Raw genomic sequence first — 18729 nt, 5'->3', positions numbered from 1 at the left:
GCTTTCATTTGATGTCAAAAAATGGTAGAATATAGGCAAACTATAAAGAGGAGTGTCACATGACTAAAGCAAACTTTGGTGTTGTTGGTATGGCCGTAATGGGTCGTAACCTTGCCCTTAATATCGAATCTCGTGGCTACACAGTTGCCATTTTTAACCGTAGTAAAGAAAAAACGGAAGATGTGATTGCTTGCCATCCTGATAAAAATTTTGTACCTAGCTATGATATCGAAAGCTTCGTAAACTCTATCGAAAAACCACGTCGTATCATGCTCATGGTTCAAGCAGGACCTGGTACAGATGCAACCATCCAAGCCCTTCTTCCACATTTGGATAAAGGCGATATCTTGATTGACGGAGGAAATACTTTCTACAAAGATACCATCCGTCGGAACGAAGAGTTGGCGAACTCAGGGATTAACTTTATCGGTACAGGTGTATCTGGTGGTGAAAAAGGTGCCCTTGAAGGTCCTTCTATCATGCCTGGTGGACAAAAAGAAGCATATGACTTGGTAGCTGACGTTCTTGAAGAAATCTCTGCAAAAGCGCCTGAAGATGGAAAACCATGTGTGACTTACATCGGTCCTGATGGAGCTGGTCACTACGTGAAAATGGTCCACAACGGGATCGAGTACGGGGATATGCAATTGATCGCAGAAAGCTATGACCTCATGCAACACTTGCTTGGCCTTTCTGCAGAAGACATGGCTGAAATCTTCACTGAATGGAACAAGGGTGAATTGGACAGCTACTTGATTGAAATCACAGCTGATATCTTGAAACGCAAAGACGATGAAGGTCAAGATGGACCAATCGTAGACTACATCTTGGACGCTGCAGGAAACAAAGGAACTGGTAAATGGACTAGCCAATCAGCGCTTGACCTTGGTGTACCATTGTCACTCATCACTGAGTCAGTATTTGCTCGTTACATCTCTGCCTACAAAGAAGAACGTGTACACGCTAGCAAGGTTCTTCCAAAACCAGCTGCATTCAAATTTGAAGGAGACAAGGCTGAGTTGATCGAAAAAATTCGTCAAGCCCTTTACTTCTCAAAAATCATCTCTTACGCACAAGGTTTTGCGCAATTGCGTGTTGCTTCTAAAGAAAACAACTGGAACTTGCCATTTGCGGACATCGCATCTATCTGGCGCGATGGATGTATCATCCGTTCTCGTTTCTTGCAAAAGATCACAGATGCTTACAACCGCGATGCAGATCTTGCTAACCTTCTATTGGATGAGTACTTCTTGGATGTCACTGCTAAGTACCAACAATCAGTTCGTGACATTGTAGCTCTTGCTGTTCAAGCAGGTGTACCTGTACCAACCTTCTCAGCAGCCATCACTTACTTCGATAGCTACCGTTCAGCGGATCTTCCAGCGAACTTGATCCAAGCACAACGTGACTACTTTGGTGCTCACACATATAAACGTAAAGACAAAGAAGGTACCTTCCACTATTCTTGGTACGACGAAAAATAATCTTGCTCTATGGTCAAACGAGTTCTACTAGTAGAAAATGAGAAGCAAATCGCTCGCTTCATTGATTTGGAACTTCAAAAAGAAGGGTACCAAGTTGATGTGGTCGAGGATGGAAAAGCGGGTCTGGCTTTGATTGCTGCGACCAAATATGATCTGATCTTGTTTAATTACGATTTGTCAGATATGTCTGGTGAAACATTCGCAGAGGAAATCAGTCGGATTCGCCCAGCTTCTGTTTTGATTGTTTTGGATAGCCGCGAAAAAATTGCTGAGCACAAAGAGAGTATTCAGCGCTTTACTGTTTCCTATATGGTCAAACCCTTTATTATCAGCGATTTGGTAGATAAGATCACAGCCATTTTTAGAGGACGTGATTATATTGACCAACATTGTAGCCAGATGAAAATCCCAACGTCATACCGCAATTTGCGCATTGATGTGGAACACCATACCGTCTATCGTGGGAAAGACATGATTAGTTTGACCCGCAGAGAATACGACCTCTTGGCGACCTTGATGGGAAGCAAAGGAGTGGTGACACGAGATCAGTTATTGGAGAGTGTCTGGAAGTACGAGAGTACAGGTGAGACTAATATTGTTGACGTCTATATCCGGTATCTTCGTGGCAAAATTGATCTACCAGGTCAAAAAAGCTATATTAAGACCGTTCGTGGGATTGGCTATGCCATGCAAGACGCATTAGAATAAAATATTCGAACCCTTAGAGGGTTCGAATATTTTTATACTTCAAGGGAAACGTTTGCGTCGAAAAAGAATGAGTTTTAAAAAGAATTTGGCTTAAAAAAGATAAAAAAAGATAAAATTTGGAGAAAAAAATGAATGTAAGGCTTTACAAATTTTTAAAATATGGTATACTAGAAACAAATTAAGCGCAAACGTTTTCTTAAAACAAAGCCTTAAACAATATAAGGAGGTTGAATGATGAACAAAGGATCATTCAAAAGTTTATTTAGCTTTGAATTCTGGCAGAAGTTCGGTAAGGCCTTGATGGTCGTTATCGCTGTCATGCCAGCGGCTGGGTTGATGATTTCAATCGGGAAATCTATCCCTATGATCAACCCGAATTTATCTCCACTTGTTATTACAGGTGGAATTCTCGAACAAATCGGTTGGGGGGTTATCGGAAACCTTCACATCCTCTTTGCCCTTGCTATCGGTGGTAGCTGGGCCAAAGAACGTGCAGGAGGTGCCTTTGCAGCTGGTCTCTCTTTCATCTTAATTAACCGTATTACCGGTGCAGTTTTCGGAGTGACATCTGCAATGTTAGCTGATAAATCTGCAACGGTTCACACAATCTTCGGTGGATCGATTAAAGTTGCGGATTATTTCATCAGTGTTCTTGAAGCACCAGCCCTTAATATGGGGGTATTTGTAGGGATTATCTCAGGTTTCGTTGGAGCAACTGCCTTCAATAAATACTACAACTACCGTAAACTCCCAGAAGCCCTTTCTTTCTTCAACGGGAAACGCTTTGTACCATTCGTTGTTATCGTTCGTTCAGCTCTTACAGCCTTGGCTTTGTCAGCCTTGTGGCCAGTAGTTCAATCAGGAATTAATGGATTTGGTGTTTGGATCGCCAACTCACAATCAACAGCTCCAGTATTGGCACCATTCTTGTTTGGTACCTTGGAACGTCTTCTCTTGCCGTTTGGTCTTCACCACATGTTGACTATTCCAATCAACTATACTCAATTGGGTGGTAGCTACCAAGTTCTTACAGGTGCTGCCAAAGGAACAACTGTATTTGGACAAGATCCACTTTGGTTGGCTTGGGTAACAGACCTTGTTAACTTGAAGAAAGCTGATCCTAGCCAATACCAACACTTGCTTCATGCCTACACACCAGCTCGTTTCAAAGTTGGTCAAATGATCGGATCATTTGGTATTTTGATGGGGATCGTGGTTGCCATCTACCGCAATGTGGATCCAGATAAAAAAGAAAAATACAAAGGGATGCTTTTTGCAACTGCCCTTGCAACATTCTTGACAGGTGTAACAGAACCAATTGAATACATGTTCATGTTTATTGCTACACCATTGTACATCATCTATGCTCTTGTTCAAGGAGCTGCCTTTGCAATGGCTGACTTGGTTAACCTTCGTGTCCACTCATTCGGTTCAATCGAGTTCTTGACACGTACCCCAATGGCCATCAACGCTGGTTTGGCATTAGATATCTTTAACTTTGTATGGGTAACAGTCCTCTTTGCCTTTATCATGTACTTCATTGCTAACTTCATGATTAAGAAATTCAATTATGCAACTCCAGGACGTAACGGTAACTATGAACAAAATGATGATGCCCCTGCAGGAGATGGTGCAGCAGCAGGTGCTGCTACAAGCTCAGCAAGCTCACAAGTCATTAACATTATCAACTTACTTGGTGGACGTGCTAACATCGTCGACGTTGACGCATGTATGACTCGTCTTCGTGTAACCGTTAAGGACGCTGAAAAAGTCGGAACAGAAGAACAATGGAAAGCTGAAGGCGCTATGGGTCTTGTCATGAAAGGACAAGGGGTCCAAGCGATCTACGGACCTAAAGCTGACGTATTGAAATCTGATATCCAAGACGTTCTTGATTCAGGTGAAGTCATTCCTGAAACACTTCCTAGCCAAATGACAGCAGTTCAAAAGGCTGAAGCAACCTTTAAAGGGGTAACTGATGAAGTTAACTCTGTTGCAGATGGTGAAGTGATCAACATCGAAGATGTGAAAGATCCTGTATTCTCACAAAAAATGATGGGTGACGGATTTGCGGTTGAGCCTGAAAATGGCCACATCGTTTCACCAGTTGCTGGTAAAGTTACTAGTGTCTTCCCAACCAAACATGCCCTTGGTTTGGTAACAGATAATGGTTTGGAAGTCTTGGTTCACATCGGTCTAGATACTGTTAGTCTTGAAGGAAAACCATTTGAGGTTAAAGTTTCTGAAGGTCAAACAGTGGCTGCTGGAGACCTCTTGGTGGAAGCAGACCTTGATGCAATCCGTGCAGCTGGTCGTGAAACTTCAACAATTGTTGTCTTCACAAATGCAGATGCGATTAAATCCGTTAAGGTCGAACATACTGGTAAATTGGCAGCAAATGCGCCAGTTGCAACAGTAGAATTATAAGAGACGTCGGCAAAGAAAATGAGGTTGGGGCAGTGCACCCGGCCTCTTGCCGTTTCTTGATTTGGAGAGAAGGAGAAATCAGGGGATGAAATTTTTAACATTAAATTCCCATAGTTGGATGGAAGAGAATGCTCAGCAAAAATTTGAAACCCTCAAGGAACAAATTTTAGAAGCGCAATATGATGTGATCTGTTTCCAAGAGGTCAATCAAGAAATGGCCTCAGAAACAGTCGAAACAGATGAGTATTATCAAGCTTTGCCATCATCTGTAGCGATTCACAAGGATCACTTTGTTCGCGTATTGGTAGAAGAGTTAGCTGCTCATGGACTCCACTATTATTGGACTTGGGCCTACAACCATATTGGCTATGATCACCTCAATGAGGGTGTGGCCGTTCTTTCGCGTCAACCCTTGAAGGCGGATGAGATTTTGGTATCCAATATGGATGATCCAACGGACTACCATACTCGTCGAGTGGCCGTTGCCCATACAAGTGTAGATGGCAAAGAGATTGCTGTTGCCAGCGTCCATCTTTCTTGGTGGGACAAAGGTTTCCAATTTGAGTGGCCACGCATTGAGAACTACTTCAGCCAAGTAGGCAAACCCTTTATTCTAGCTGGTGATTTCAATAATCCTGCTGGTCAAGAAGGGTATGAGACGATTCTATCCAGTTCCCTTAAGCTTCAAGACAGCTTTATTGAAGCCAAAGAAACAAAGGGGACTTATACTGTAGGACCTGGAATCGATGGCTGGACGGACAATCAAGTTCCATTGCGAATCGATTACGTCTTTGCAAGTCCAGAATGGGACATCCAGCGTCTACATGTCATTTTTGATGGTCAAAATAAACCCCATGTCAGTGATCACTATGGCTTAGAAGCTGAATTATCGCTTTAATATAAATGGAGAGTCGAAAGGAAAACGATTTTATTCAATCGTCCTTCGACTCTTTTTTATGGATCAATGAGGAGCAAGCATAGAGGATTCTCCTGTTCTTCTGCTTTCTTTACGATTCAATTTATGGTAAAATGAAGTGTTAAAACAGTTTAAGGAGGTAGCAAATGCGTTGTCCAAAATGTGGTGGAAGTAAGTCTAGTGTGGTGGATAGTCGACAAGCTGAAGATGGGAACACCATCCGTCGTCGCAGGGAATGCGAAGAATGCCATTATCGCTTTACTACCTACGAACGAGTGGAAGAGCGGACCCTAGTGGTCGTCAAAAAAGATGGGACACGCGAGCAATTTTCTCGTGATAAAATCTTTAATGGTATTATCCGCTCAGCTCAAAAACGGCCGGTTTCTAGTGACGAAATCGAAGAAATTGTAAACCGGATCGAGCAAAAGGTTCGCAGCCAAAGTGATAATGAAATTAACAGTGAGTATATTGGTTCTTTGGTTATGGATGAGTTAGCAGATCTAGATGAGATTACCTATGTCCGTTTTGCAAGTGTTTACCGGAGTTTCAAGGATGTCGGTGAGTTAGAGACCCTCTTGAAACAAATTACGAAGGGAACCAAGAAGAAAAAGGAAAAATAGATGAAGCCCAATACGCCTTTCGCATTTTTAAAAAATAATCTTCTTCCACCGGCAGGGGCTGCATTGGAGCAGTATTACCTGCCTATTTTGGAGACGGAAACGGTAGCAGTTTATCGTTATCTGCTGGCCTCTTATGATCAGGGTGAAAAACAATATATACTTGCTCAAATCCTCAATCACTTGAATATAGGATTTCCACAGTTGCTACTAGCCTTTGATCGTTTAATTGCCATGGGTTTGCTCGATCTCTATGAGGAAGAAGTTGGGATCACCATTCAGTTACATGCTCCTCTTGAGGCAGAACAATTTTTTTCAAATGCTGTTTTTAAACGCTTACTTGAAAAGAAAATTGGGGAAAAGGCCGTGGAGGATCTGCTCCCAGCACACTCTTTAGGGACTAGACGGCAAGTTTCCTTCTCGCAAGTCTTTGGACTAAATGTTGGGGAGGCGACCGTTCTTCCAAGCAAGAAACAGCAGTTTGATATGGAGATGTTTAAGCGAATGATGGGGCGTGATGGACTTCGTTTTGCGGATGAAGGAGAAGCAACCTTAGCCCTCTTTGCCATCGCAGAAGAACAACAATGGACCTGGTATGAAACCTATCTCCTAGCAAAAGAAACGGCTGTAGACCGGATTGTCTCTCCAAAGAGAATGAAGCAAAAGTTGGCTCAGGCGAGCCAAGAGCAACCCCGCATGTCCTATAGCCGTCAGGAAGAAACCATTCTGAGGGAAGCTAAGGCAAAATCAAGCCTACAATTTCTAGCAGAGATTAAGAAGGCGCGCAATGCGACCATTACTCAGAGCGAACGCAAGACTTTATCCAAGTTAGCTGATCTAGGCTTATTAGATGAGGTGATCAATATCATCTTATTGTTGACCTTTAATAAGACCCAGTCTGCTAATCTCAATGAAAAGTATGCTTTGAAGGTAGGAAATGATTTTTCTTATCAAGGGGTCAACAGTGCAGAACTGGCGATTTTAAAAGTTCGAGAACGCCAGGAACAAGCTAAGGCTCAAGGAAACAAGGGAACGAGTCCTACATCAGCCAAGAGCAAGCACAGCAATGTTCCCAAGTGGAGCCAACCAAACTATCAAAATCAAACCAGTCAAGCAGAAAAGGTGGATCTTGCTAAAGAGAAACAACGCCTGTTAGAAAAACTGAATCAAGGAGGTGAGTAGATGGAAAGTGTAGGTCAAACAATGTCTCACATGAACCGTGCGCGTCAATTTAACTATGAGGATTTGGTCGCACAGATCTTGGTAGATCAAGAAGTGGCTGCCTTTATCAAGGACCAGTCTTTGTCTGAACAAGAAATTCGACGGAGTATTTCAAAATTTAATCAATACATTAGTGAACGCAACCGTTTCTTATTGGGAGATCCGGATTATATTGCCAAAGGTTATAAGCCCATCCTCACCATGAATGAAGGCTATGCGGATGTCGCTTATGAGGAAACACCGGAGTTAATCGAAGCCCAAAAACGAGCTGCGATCAACCAACGTCTCAACTTGATCAATCTCCCTTCAACCTTGAAAGAGGCGAGTCTAGCTAAGGTAGAGCTCGATGATAAGGGACGATTTGAGGCCTTTGAAGAATTAGCCAATTTTGTGGCCAACTATCCTGAATATCAAAAGGGGATCTACCTCTATGGTGATTTTGGAGTAGGAAAGAGCTACATGATGGCAGCCTTGGCTCATGATTTATCCGAAAAACGCCAGGCCTCTACTACCCTACTTCATTTTCCAAGTTTTGCTATCGATGTTAAAAATGCCATCAGTTCAGGCTTGGTCAAAGAAACCGTCGATCAGGTGAAAAAAGCCGAAATTTTAATTCTCGATGATATCGGTGCGGAACAGATGTCAGCCTGGGTGCGAGATGAAATCTTACAAGTGATTTTGCAGCACCGAATGCAGGAAAATCTCCCAACCTTCTTTACTTCTAACTTTAATTTTGAAGAGTTGGAACGTCATTTTGCGGCTTCGCGCAATGGAGATGAAACCTGGCAGGCCAAACGTGTCATGGAGCGCGTGAAATTTTTAGCCAAGGAAATCCATCTGGAAGGAGTCAATCGCCGATGAATGAAACCATCCGTTTAATGAAATCTCATTTTTCTGTTCGACGTTTTAAGGAAGAAGCCATCAAAGAAGCTGACCTCAAGGAAATTTTATCAGCTGGGCAGATGGCATCAAGTTGGAAAAACTTTCAGTCTTATTCTGTGATTGTGGTCAAAAGCAAGGAAAAGAAAGAAGCTCTTTACGACTTGCTTCCTCAAGAAGCGATTCGCCAATCAGCCGTCTTTCTCCTCTTTGTTGGGGATTTAAACCGCGCTGAAAAAGCTGTCAAACTCCATGAGCAGGATTTCCATCCTGAAGGTGTGGACAACTTACTGATCACCTCAGTGGATGCGGCTCTAGCAGCTCAAAATACGCTATTGGCAGCTGAAAGTCTCGGCTATGGTGGAGTGATTATAGGCATGTTGCGCTACTGTTCAGAAGAAGTCGCAGAACTCTTCCGTCTGCCAGACTATACCTATCCTGTTTTTGGGATTGCTCTCGGAGTACCTAATCAGCAGCATGCAGTGAAACCACGTTTGCCATTGGAGCAGGTTGCTTTTGAAGAAGAATACCAAGAACAAGACCTATCAGTTGTGACTGCCTATGACAAGGTTCAGGCAGATTATGCTGGAGCGCGTGCAACAGATAGCTGGAGCGAGCGCATTGCAGCTCAATTTGGTCAACCTGAACAAGAAGAGACCAAAAAACTACTAGAAAAACACAAACTATTATGAAATGAAGAGAGGCGTTCTTGAACCGAGGTCTCGCCTTTCATTAGAAAAGAGGAAATCATGGCCCTACCAACTATTGCGATTGTAGGCCGTCCCAATGTCGGAAAATCTACACTCTTTAACCGGATTGCCGGTGAGCGGATTTCCATCGTTGAGGATGTAGAAGGAGTCACTCGTGACCGCATTTATGCAACAGCTGAGTGGTTGAATCGAAAATTTAGTATCATTGATACGGGGGGAATTGATGACGTAGATGCCCCATTTATGGAACAAATTAAGCATCAAGCAGAAATTGCTATGGACGAAGCAGATGTGATCGTCTTTGTTGTTTCTGGAAAAGAAGGGATCACGGACGCGGATGAATATGTCACTCGTATCTTGTATAAGACCCATAAACCGGTGATTCTTGCAGTCAACAAGGTGGATAACCCAGAGATGCGCAATGATATCTATGACTTTTATGCCTTAGGACTGGGTGAGCCACTACCGGTATCCTCTGTCCACGGGATCGGAACTGGGGATGTGCTTGATGCCATTATTGAAAATCTTCCGAATGAAACAGAAGAAGAAAATCCAGATATCATCAAATTTAGCTTGATTGGTCGCCCAAATGTTGGAAAATCAAGCTTGATCAATGCGATCCTTGGAGAAGACCGCGTTATCGCAAGCCCTGTTGCTGGAACCACACGGGATGCCATCGATACCCATTTTACCGATGCAGATGGCCAAGAATTTACCATGATCGATACAGCCGGTATGCGCAAATCTGGTAAAATCTATGAAAACACTGAGAAATATTCTGTCATGCGTGCCATGCGTGCCATCGACCGTTCAGATGTAGTTTTGATGGTTATTAATGCCGAAGAAGGAATTCGGGAGTATGACAAGCGGATCGCTGGCTTTGCTCATGAGGCTGGTAAAGGTATGATCATTGTTGTCAACAAATGGGATACCATTGAAAAAGACAACCATACCATGAAGCAGTGGGAAGATGACATTCGCGATCAATTCCAATACCTTTCTTATGCGCCGATTGTTTTTGTCTCTGCCTTAACCAAACAACGCTTGCACAAGTTGCCAGAGATGATCAAACAGATCAGTGAGAGTCAAAATACACGGATTCCTTCAGCTGTCTTGAACGATGTGATTATGGATGCCATTGCCATTAATCCAACGCCGACCGACAAAGGAAAACGCCTCAAGATCTTCTATGCGACACAAGTGGCAACCAAGCCGCCAACTTTTGTGGTCTTTGTTAACGAAGAAGAACTGATGCACTTCTCATACCTCCGTTTCTTGGAGAACCAAATTCGCAAGGCCTTTGTTTTTGAAGGAACTCCAATCCATTTGATTGCGCGAAAACGGAAGTAGGGAATACGAGATAAATGGATCAAAGTGGAGAAGGATATTTCAAATGATAAAACGCTCATTCTTCCAACTATGAAAACAACTAAAAGTAGCGCAAAAGCGTTGCTTTTTTTAATAAGCTGGTAAAATGAAGTGGAGGATAGTCAGATGCGTAGTATCATGGTCCGGATATTCTTTATTCCTTATGCTTTTTTTAAGGATGAGTAGAGTAAACTCATGAAGATCATGAGAGCTTTAGGTTTGTGTACTTATTATTTAAAATCTATCTGTATCTCTTGTTTCTCGGTTCGATCGTAAGCTTGGAGCTCTTGATCCTATTGCTGGGGATTTTATTAAAAAATAAGGTCGTGTTTTTTGTCTTTTTCTGTGGGCTATAGGGATCTTTCTCCTCTCTATTTAGCTATTCTGTCTATTGTTCGCTCAAACAGTTAAAAGAGAAAAATCATGGATAGCTGATTGAGGTAACTCTGTTACGAAATCAGGTGAAAAGCTGGGACAATACTGTCTCAGTTTTTTTCTAAAAGTAAGTTAAAATCCTTTTAATAGTAAAATTATCTTTTCTAATTTTTTCTTAAATATGGTATAATAAAGGGATTAATCGAAGGTGGTAAACATGGCAAAATTAATTCCTGGGAAGGTTCGTTCACAAGGGAGCCTTCTCTATGAAGCTGGGAAAGTTTCCCTTCAGGAAGTAAAAGAAAAATACCTATATTTTCGGGTGGAAGAAGAAAGCTTGCGTTACAGTTTGGATGACGATGCCGTTTTTTGTAGCTGTGCTTTCTTTCAAAAGAAAAAATTCTGTACGCATCTGGCAGCTGTGGAAGCTTTTTTGAAGAATGATGACAGTGGGAAAGCAGCTCTTGTAAGTCTTGAAGAAGATGCCACTGTGACAGAGGAAACTCAGGAGAAGGTATCTTTTGGAAGTTTGTTTTTAGACCAGGTCCTTCCAAAAATCGAAAAGAAAGAAACCCGCTATGTCTTATCAGCCGTTGGGCAGGAGGATGAATACTCTGGTCAATTCTTGTGGACTCTTCGCATTCGTCGCTTGCCAGACGAGCGTTCTTATGTGATCAGAGATGTGCTAGCTTTTTTGCAGACTCTTCAGAAAGAAGGACACTTTGCAATTGGCAAAAGTTATTATGAACCCATTTCTTACTTAGAATTTGATGAGGCTAGTCAGGATGTGATTAATTTCCTACAAGGCTTGGTCACAGATGGTGGATCGAAAGAGCAAGATTTCTTTCCCAATGCTGGACGCCATCTTTATTTTCCACCGACTCTCTTTGAAGAAGCTGTGGAATTACTGATGAATTTGGATTCCTTCCTCTTCCAATATAGCTTGTATGATTTTCAAGAAGTCCATTTTCAGGATGTCCATGGGGAGGAAGATCTCTTTCATTTTCAGGTGGAAGACCATGGTGATTTTTACGAATTGATCATTACGGAGCCACAAGTGAAGGTTGTCGAGTCTGCTGTTTACCTGTTTCGAAATGGTGTCTTCTATCACCTGACGCCCCAACAGCGGACCCTATGGAAGGCCATCCAAGATCTTCCGATGGATCAGGATCGCAAAAAACGCCTGCATTTTGATCCAACGGACCAAACAAAGCTTTCTTATAGTTTAAATGAGTTCAAAAAACTGGGGAAAATAACGGCTCCGACCAGCTTTTTAATCCACGATTTCACTCCAGAATTTCATTTTGATCTAGCACAGGACCAGACTGTTCTACTGGACGTGGTCTTTCAATACCAGGATCGTGCGGTGACCACGCGTGAGGAACTCCTCAATCTTCCTTATTCCAGTGATTTCGATAAGGAGCAAGAAGTCTTTTCAACCATGCTAGCAGCAGGTTTTACAGACGACTTTTCTTCCCAAAGAAGTCCTTTATCAAGTGAGCAAATCTATCCATTCTTTCACCAACAGATCCCGACTTTTGAAGCCTTAGGAGAGGTTACCCTCTCTGATAGCCTTTTAGATCTTTATCAAGTGGAGCGTCCAAAAATTGATGTTAAAACCAATGGCAGTCTACTGGAGATCGGTTTTGACTTTGAAAGTGTGGATCCAGCTGAAGTGGACCAGGTTCTCAAAGCTTTGGTGGGGCAAGAAGATTATTTTGTCAGCCATACAGGGAAGGTCCTTGTTTTTGATGAAGAAACCAAGAAGATCAGTCGGGCCTTGGCAGATCTGCGAGCTAAAATGAGCAAGGGTGGGAAACTACATGCTCGCCGGATTGCTGCTTATCAGCTATCTGATTTGTTGGCAGATCAAGACAATGTTCATTTTTCAGATGAATTTCGAAATTTGGCTCATGATCTGACTCATCCAGAAGATTACCACCTCCCTCAGATGACAATCCAAGCGACCCTGAGGGATTACCAAGAAATAGGGGTCAAATGGTTCTCCATGCTAAATCATTATGGTTTTGGCGGTATTTTAGCGGATGATATGGGGCTTGGGAAAACCCTGCAGACTATTTCATTTTTAACGAGTGTCTCTAAAACTGAAACTAAAATCTTGATTCTAGCACCGTCCAGTCTCATCTACAACTGGAAACAAGAATTTTCAAAATTCGCTCCTCAGATGGAAGTGGCAGTCGTCTACGGTCTCAAGCAACACCGAGATGAACTCATCGCAACCAATCCACAGGTGGTTATCACTAGTTACGCTTCTTTCCGGCAAGATGTGGAGGAATATCAGAAGAATCAGTATGAGTACTTGATTTTAGATGAAGCCCAGGTCATGAAAAATGCCCAAACCAAGATTGCCCAACACTTACGTGGCTTTGAAGTTCCGCATGTGTTTGCCCTATCTGGAACACCGATTGAAAATCATGTGGGAGAACTCTGGTCTATTTTTCAAATTGTACTTCCAGGGCTGTTTCCGGCTAAAAAAGAATTTCAAAAATTGAGTCCTGAGACCATTGCGCGATTTGTCAAACCTTTCGTCATGAGACGGAAAAAAGATGAAGTGCTCCAAGAATTACCGGACTTGATTGAAACAACCTACCACAATGAGTTGGATGAAAGCCAAAAAACGATCTATTTGGCTCAATTAAAACAAATTCAAGATCGGGTTCGAAGCTCTAGTGAGGAAGAAATAAATCGGAGAAAGGTGGAAATTCTCTCTGGTCTCATGCGCCTTCGCCAAATCTGTGATACCCCCGCCCTCTTTATGGAAGACTATCAGGGAGATAGTGGGAAATTGGAGAGCCTTCGAGATCTTTTGGGGCAAATCAAGGATGGCGACCATCGGGTTTTGATCTTCTCGCAATTTAGAGGCATGCTGGATATCCTAGAGCAGGAAATTGACCAGCTTGGTATGACCTCCTTTAAAATCACAGGTTCTACTCCCGCTAAAGATCGTCAAGAAATGACCAATGCCTTTAATGCAGGTGAGCGCCATGCTTTTCTCATTTCTCTGAAGGCTGGAGGGGTCGGATTAAACCTCACTGGTGCCGATACGGTCATCTTAGTCGATTTGTGGTGGAATCCTGCAGTGGAAGACCAGGCTATTGGACGTGCCCATCGAATGGGACAGGAACAAAATGTTGAAGTTTACCGCATGATTACTCGTGGTACGATTGAAGAGAAAATCCAAGAACTGCAAGCTTCCAAAAGACACTTGGTCTCAACGATTTTAGATGGAACGGAAACACGATCCAGTTTATCGGTTGAGGAAATTCGTGAGATTCTTGGAATTCCGTCAGAATAGCTTGAAAAATTCTGTGAATAGTTTATAATTAATGGAGTGTCGAAAGGAAGAAAGCATGACAGAAAAATATTTTCCTCAAGTAGGGGATAATGAGTTGATGTTAACAGAGATGCCCCACATGAACCTGTACGATGAAACAGATTTGATTAGTAACATTACAGGCGACTATGTGGATAAAAATTATTTGGAATGGCAACCGATTGCTGAAAACACCAAACCTAAGCATCCTTACCATCAACCACTAGAAGAGCCCCTACCGAAAAGACGGCCAGTAAGAAAACCTGATTTTAAAGAGCCGATTGATAAAAAAAGTCCTGCCAACCGTTATGCAGAGGAAGCGAGAGAGCGTGCGCGTGAAGATCTGAAAAAGAAACGCACAGCACCCTATCTGACAACGGATCCAGCAGCTACCACAAGTAAGCGGAAAAAACCGTTTATTTCAGAACGAAAACCTGGTCAGCCAACAGCTCCCTTCCAAAAGGAAAACCCAGGTGAATTATTGAAATACAGCAAACGATTGCGACAAGATCAGTTGATCCTTGCAGAGTTCGAATCTGCAGGAGAACCAGAAGTGGCAGAACCGACTGAAAAGAAAAACAATTATGATTTCTTAAAGACTAGCCAAATATACAATAAAGATCAGCACAAGTTGAAACCACAGCCAATCAAACAAGAATTGGATTTAACCCATCTAGATCAAGAATAAGGAGAAAACATGTCTAATACATACCATTTTATTGGAATTAAAGGAGCAGGGATGAGTGCTTTAGCCCTCATGCTTCACCAAATGGGACATACGGTTCAAGGGTCGGATGTTGAGAAGTATTACTTTACGCAACGTGGCTTGGAACAGGCAGGAATTCAAATTTATCCATTTGATGTGAAAAATTTGGAAGGCGACAAGATCCTCATTGCCGGGAATGCTTTCCGTCCAGATAACAATGTGGAAATCGCTTATGCAGATGAGCATGGCCTAACCTATAAACGCTACCATGAATTCCTTGGTGAATTTATGCGTGACTTCGTCAGTATGGGGGTTGCCGGAGCACACGGAAAAACCTCGACAACAGGGATGCTTTCGCACGTCTTATCAAATATCACTGATACCAGTTATTTGATTGGTGACGGGACAGGTCGTGGCTCTGCGGCAGCCAAATACTTTGTCTTTGAATCAGATGAGTATGAACGCCATTTTATGCCTTACCATCCTGAATACAGCATCATCACCAATATTGACTTCGACCATCCAGACTATTTCACGAGCTTGGAAGATGTCTTTAATGCCTTTAACGATTATGCTAAACAAATCAGCAAAGGTCTCTTCATTTACGGAGAAGACAAAGAATTGCGTCGGATTACCTCATCAGCACCAATTTATTACTATGGTTTTGATAAGGAGACGAACGATTTTGTAGCAAGTAACCTGCTTCGCTCAACGACAGGTTCAACCTTCAACGTTCATTTCCGTGGAGAAGATTTGGGGCAATTCCATATCCCAACTTTTGGTCGCCACAACATCATGAATGCCACAGCAGTCATTGGTTTGCTTTACATTGCAGGATTTGACTTAGATTTAGTCCGCGAGCATTTGAAGACTTTTGCTGGAGTGAAACGCCGCTTTACTGAAAAAGTGGTTAACGGAACAGTGATCATCGATGACTTTGCGCATCATCCAACAGAAATTATTGCTACCTTGGATGCGGCTCGTCAAAAATATCCAAGTAAAGAAATCGTAGCCATTTTCCAACCACACACCTTTACACGGACCATTGCCCTCTTAGATGAATTTGCTGAAGCGTTGAATCAAGCAGATGCTGTTTACTTGGCACAGATCTATGGTTCTGCACGGGAAGTCGATCACGGAGATGTGAAGGTTGAAGATTTGGAAGCAAAAATTGTCAAACGTTCAGCGATTATTACAGCTGAGAATGTTTCTCCTCTTCTTGACCATGACAATGCGGTCTATGTCTTTATGGGAGCTGGAGATATTCAAACCTATGAATACTCATTTGAGCGTTTATTATCTAGTTTGACACATAGTGTACAATAAAGAGATGATTGAGTCTGGAATCGATTGGTTCCAGACTCAAATTTATCTGTCCGCTGAAGAATCATGAAATGAGGAGAGCAGGATGATGATTCGACAAATCACCCCGGCTGATCAAGAACAGCTGTTATTGCTAGAAGAAGAACTTCATGACAATGAAGGAAAGGAGCACAGGGCCACTCTTGAGGAAGCGCTAGGTTCGAAGGAAGCCATTTCTTTGCTTGCAGAGCAAGGTGGCGATACTGTGGCTTACTTGTTGGCGACAGAAGACCATCATTTAAAGGGGGACCTCATCGTATTGCGATTAGCAGTGAGGCCAACTTTTCAAGGTCAAGGATATGGTGCTATTCTGATCGCTGCTTTAAAGGATCTAGCTGTTCAAAAGGAAAAGAAAGCTATTTGGATCGATTGTTCAGAAGACTTACTTTCTTACTTTGCCCAGCAAGGATTTCGAGATGAAGCTGAGTCTGATCGAGGTGTCCATATGGTTTGGGAACGATAGAAAGAGTAAATGATGAAAGAAAAAATTCACATTAGACAAGCAGAGCTGCAGGATTTGGATGCTATCGAGCGCATTGAGCTTGAGAATTTCTCAGAAGAAGAAGCGATTGCGCGTGAGATTTTAAGAGATCATATCGAAAAGATTCAAGCGACTTTTCTTGTAGCAGAGTGCCAAGGTCAGATTTTAGGGTATTTAGAAGGACCTGTTAGACCGGAGCGCTATTTGATCGATTCCTCTTTTTCAGAGGTTGAAGATCTAAGCCATCTAGAACAGGGTTTTATTTCCATTACGAGTCTATCCATTGCCAAAGAAGCCCAAGGGCTAGGGGTTGGAACCCTCTTGCTTGAGGCGATGAAAGAGATTGCGGTGAAAGATCATCGTCAAGGGATCAATCTAACCTGTCATGATTATTTGATTCCTTATTACGAGAAGCAAGGATTCACCAATGAAGGTCTTTCGAAATCCCAATATGCGGGTGAAGTTTGGCACAATCTGGTCTGGGGAAATGAAAACCTTGATTAAATAGGTATTTTGAAGAAGAAGGGCGATTTGTATTGCTTTTCTAAATCTTTTAAGATATAATATTAAGGATTATGATGAGGGAGGTCAATTATTTGACTGATAAATCACAAGACAGTGAGAAGTTATTAAGCTTCAAAGAGCAGATCCTCAGAGACTTAGAAGAGGCAAATGAGCAACTTCTAAAGATCGAAAAAGAGTATGATCTACCTGATCGAAGCATTGAAACCCCTTCTTCACTGAAAGAGGAGGAAGAAGCAACACCACCTCCAAAAGAAGAAGCTGTTGTGGCTTCCACAGAAATACCAGTGGAGCCAGAAAAGGCGACTCCTATTGTAGAAGAAAAGAGTGAGTCCACAAAGCCTTTTATAAAAGAACCAAGTCAGGAACCGGTAGAGGAAAGCTTATCGCGCTCTTCTCGTAACCAGCGCCAACAAAAACAAAAGAAACAAAATAAAATCGCTAAACGAATTGTGCGGACAGTGGTCAGCCTTTTGCTGATTGTGATCGTGGCTACAGGGATCTTTGCAGCGACCTATATCCATTCAGCTGTCAAGCCAATGGATAAAAATGCAACAGAATTCGTGACGGTTGAGATTCCAGCAGGTTCAAGTAATCGTGAGATTGGCGCGATCCTTGAGAAAAAAGGACTCGTGAAAAATGGCCAGTTCTTTAATTACTATACCAAGTTCAAGAATTATAGCAATTTCAAATCCGGTTATTTCAACTTGCAAAAGAGCATGGATCTAGAAACCATCATCCAAAAACTGCAAGAAGAGGGAACCAAAACTCCTCAGGCTCCAGTTCTTGGAAAGGTCACGATTCCAGAAGGCTATACGATTGATCAGATTGCGACGGCTATCACCGCCGATGTCTCCACTAAGAAGGCAGGCAAGACTCCATTCAAGAAAGAAGATTTCTTGAAGGCTGTCCAAGACGATGCCTTTATTGAGAAGATGGTGGCCAAATATCCTAAGCTCTTGGCGAGTCTTCCAAGTAAGGATTCTGGTGTTCGCTACCGTTTAGAAGGTTATCTCTTCCCAGCTACCTATAACTATGGGAAAGATACCACAGTGAAAGAGATGATCGATCAGATGCTTGCGGCAATGGATCATAACTTAACCCCATACTATGAAACGCTTGAGAGCAAGAACATCAATGTAAACGAAGTATTGACTCTTGCTTCCTTGGTTGAAAAAGAAGGGGCGACGGATCAGGACCGCAAAGATATCGCGAGTGTCTTCTATAACCGCTTGAACCAAGACATGCCTTTGCAAAGTAATATTGCAATTCTTTATGCAGAAGGGAAACTTGGTCAAAAGACGACCTTAAAAGAAGATGCAACGATCGATACAGAGCTGGATTCCCCTTATAATATTTATAAGAACACCGGCTTGATGCCTGGCCCAGTGGATAACCCTGGAGTATCAGCGATCGAAGCGGCGGTGAACCCAAGTAAGACCGATTACTTGTATTTTGTCGCAAATGTCGAAAATGGTGAAGTGTTCTTCGCTAAGACATACGAAGAACACAATAAAAATGTTGAAGAACACGTCAATAGCAAATTGACACAAGCAAGTTCAAACTAGAAAAAGCATGTGGCGCGTCCACAGCTTTTTCATTCAAATAATAGAAAGAGA

At 42.5% G+C, this 18729-nt stretch carries 15 protein-coding genes; all 15 read left to right on the top strand.

The window, feature by feature from the left end; all coding sequences use genetic code 11:
• The first annotated feature begins 59 nt into the window (after positions 1-59).
• The 15 genes from gnd to mltG all read left to right on the top strand — a co-directional run bounded on the left by gnd (position 60) and on the right by mltG (position 18678).
• The gene (gene gnd / locus O3605_RS02885) at positions 60-1484 is read left to right on the top strand and encodes an NADP-dependent phosphogluconate dehydrogenase (protein ID WP_150906446.1); all 1425 of its coding nucleotides are present in this window, start codon (positions 60-62) and stop codon (positions 1482-1484) included.
• Between the two features lie 9 nt (positions 1485-1493).
• Positions 1494-2192 (top strand): response regulator transcription factor, encoded by a 699-nt coding sequence (locus tag O3605_RS02880; protein WP_371585218.1) that lies wholly within the window; start codon positions 1494-1496, stop codon positions 2190-2192.
• 234 nt (positions 2193-2426) lie between these two features.
• On the top strand, positions 2427-4619 hold the full coding sequence (locus tag O3605_RS02875) for a PTS transporter subunit IIBC (RefSeq protein ID WP_371585247.1): 2193 nt from the start codon (positions 2427-2429) through the stop codon (positions 4617-4619).
• Positions 4620-4704: 85 nt separating this feature from the next.
• A complete protein-coding gene (locus tag O3605_RS02870; RefSeq protein ID WP_070586988.1) occupies positions 4705-5517 on the top strand; it encodes an endonuclease/exonuclease/phosphatase family protein in 813 nt (270 codons plus the stop codon).
• Between the two features lie 164 nt (positions 5518-5681).
• Complete coding sequence (nrdR, locus tag O3605_RS02865; RefSeq protein WP_003005476.1) at positions 5682-6155, top strand: transcriptional regulator NrdR; 474 nt, start codon at positions 5682-5684, stop codon at positions 6153-6155.
• Entirely contained in the window at positions 6156-7334 is a 1179-nt protein-coding gene (locus O3605_RS02860) for a replication initiation and membrane attachment family protein (RefSeq protein WP_371585217.1), read from the top strand.
• A complete protein-coding gene (dnaI, locus tag O3605_RS02855; RefSeq protein WP_371585216.1) occupies positions 7335-8234 on the top strand; it encodes a primosomal protein DnaI in 900 nt (299 codons plus the stop codon).
• Positions 8231-8944 (top strand): nitroreductase family protein, encoded by a 714-nt coding sequence (locus O3605_RS02850; RefSeq protein ID WP_371585215.1) that lies wholly within the window; start codon positions 8231-8233, stop codon positions 8942-8944. The genes dnaI and O3605_RS02850 overlap by 4 nt, the downstream gene beginning before the upstream one ends.
• Before the next feature lie 57 nt (positions 8945-9001).
• Positions 9002-10312, top strand: a complete 1311-nt coding sequence (gene der, locus O3605_RS02845; protein WP_003005632.1) for a ribosome biogenesis GTPase Der — start codon at positions 9002-9004, stop codon at positions 10310-10312.
• Between the two features lie 610 nt (positions 10313-10922).
• On the top strand, positions 10923-14021 hold the full coding sequence (locus O3605_RS02840) for a pilus expression-regulating Snf2 family helicase (RefSeq protein WP_347102128.1): 3099 nt from the start codon (positions 10923-10925) through the stop codon (positions 14019-14021).
• Positions 14022-14076: 55 nt separating this feature from the next.
• The gene (gene zapJ / locus O3605_RS02835) at positions 14077-14727 is read left to right on the top strand and encodes a divisome accessory protein ZapJ (RefSeq protein ID WP_003017389.1); all 651 of its coding nucleotides are present in this window, start codon (positions 14077-14079) and stop codon (positions 14725-14727) included.
• 9 nt (positions 14728-14736) lie between these two features.
• Positions 14737-16071, top strand: a complete 1335-nt coding sequence (gene murC, locus O3605_RS02830) for a UDP-N-acetylmuramate--L-alanine ligase (protein ID WP_003005130.1) — start codon at positions 14737-14739, stop codon at positions 16069-16071.
• An 82-nt stretch (positions 16072-16153) separates the two neighbouring features.
• Positions 16154-16570, top strand: a complete 417-nt coding sequence (locus O3605_RS02825; protein WP_371585214.1) for a GNAT family N-acetyltransferase — start codon at positions 16154-16156, stop codon at positions 16568-16570.
• 12 nt (positions 16571-16582) lie between these two features.
• The gene (locus tag O3605_RS02820) at positions 16583-17092 is read left to right on the top strand and encodes a GNAT family N-acetyltransferase (protein WP_174221308.1); all 510 of its coding nucleotides are present in this window, start codon (positions 16583-16585) and stop codon (positions 17090-17092) included.
• A 59-nt stretch (positions 17093-17151) separates the two neighbouring features.
• Positions 17152-18678, top strand: coding sequence for an endolytic transglycosylase MltG (gene mltG, locus O3605_RS02815; RefSeq protein ID WP_524539367.1), 1527 nt, complete (start codon positions 17152-17154; stop codon positions 18676-18678).
• Positions 18679-18729: the final 51 nt, after the last annotated feature.

Origin of the sequence: Streptococcus sp. 27098_8_99, assembly GCF_041431935.1 — a bacterium.
Lineage (GTDB): Bacteria > Bacillota > Bacilli > Lactobacillales > Streptococcaceae > Streptococcus > Streptococcus parasanguinis_D.
Note: the sequence above shows the minus strand (reverse complement) of the source record. Positions and strands in the feature narration are given on the sequence as shown.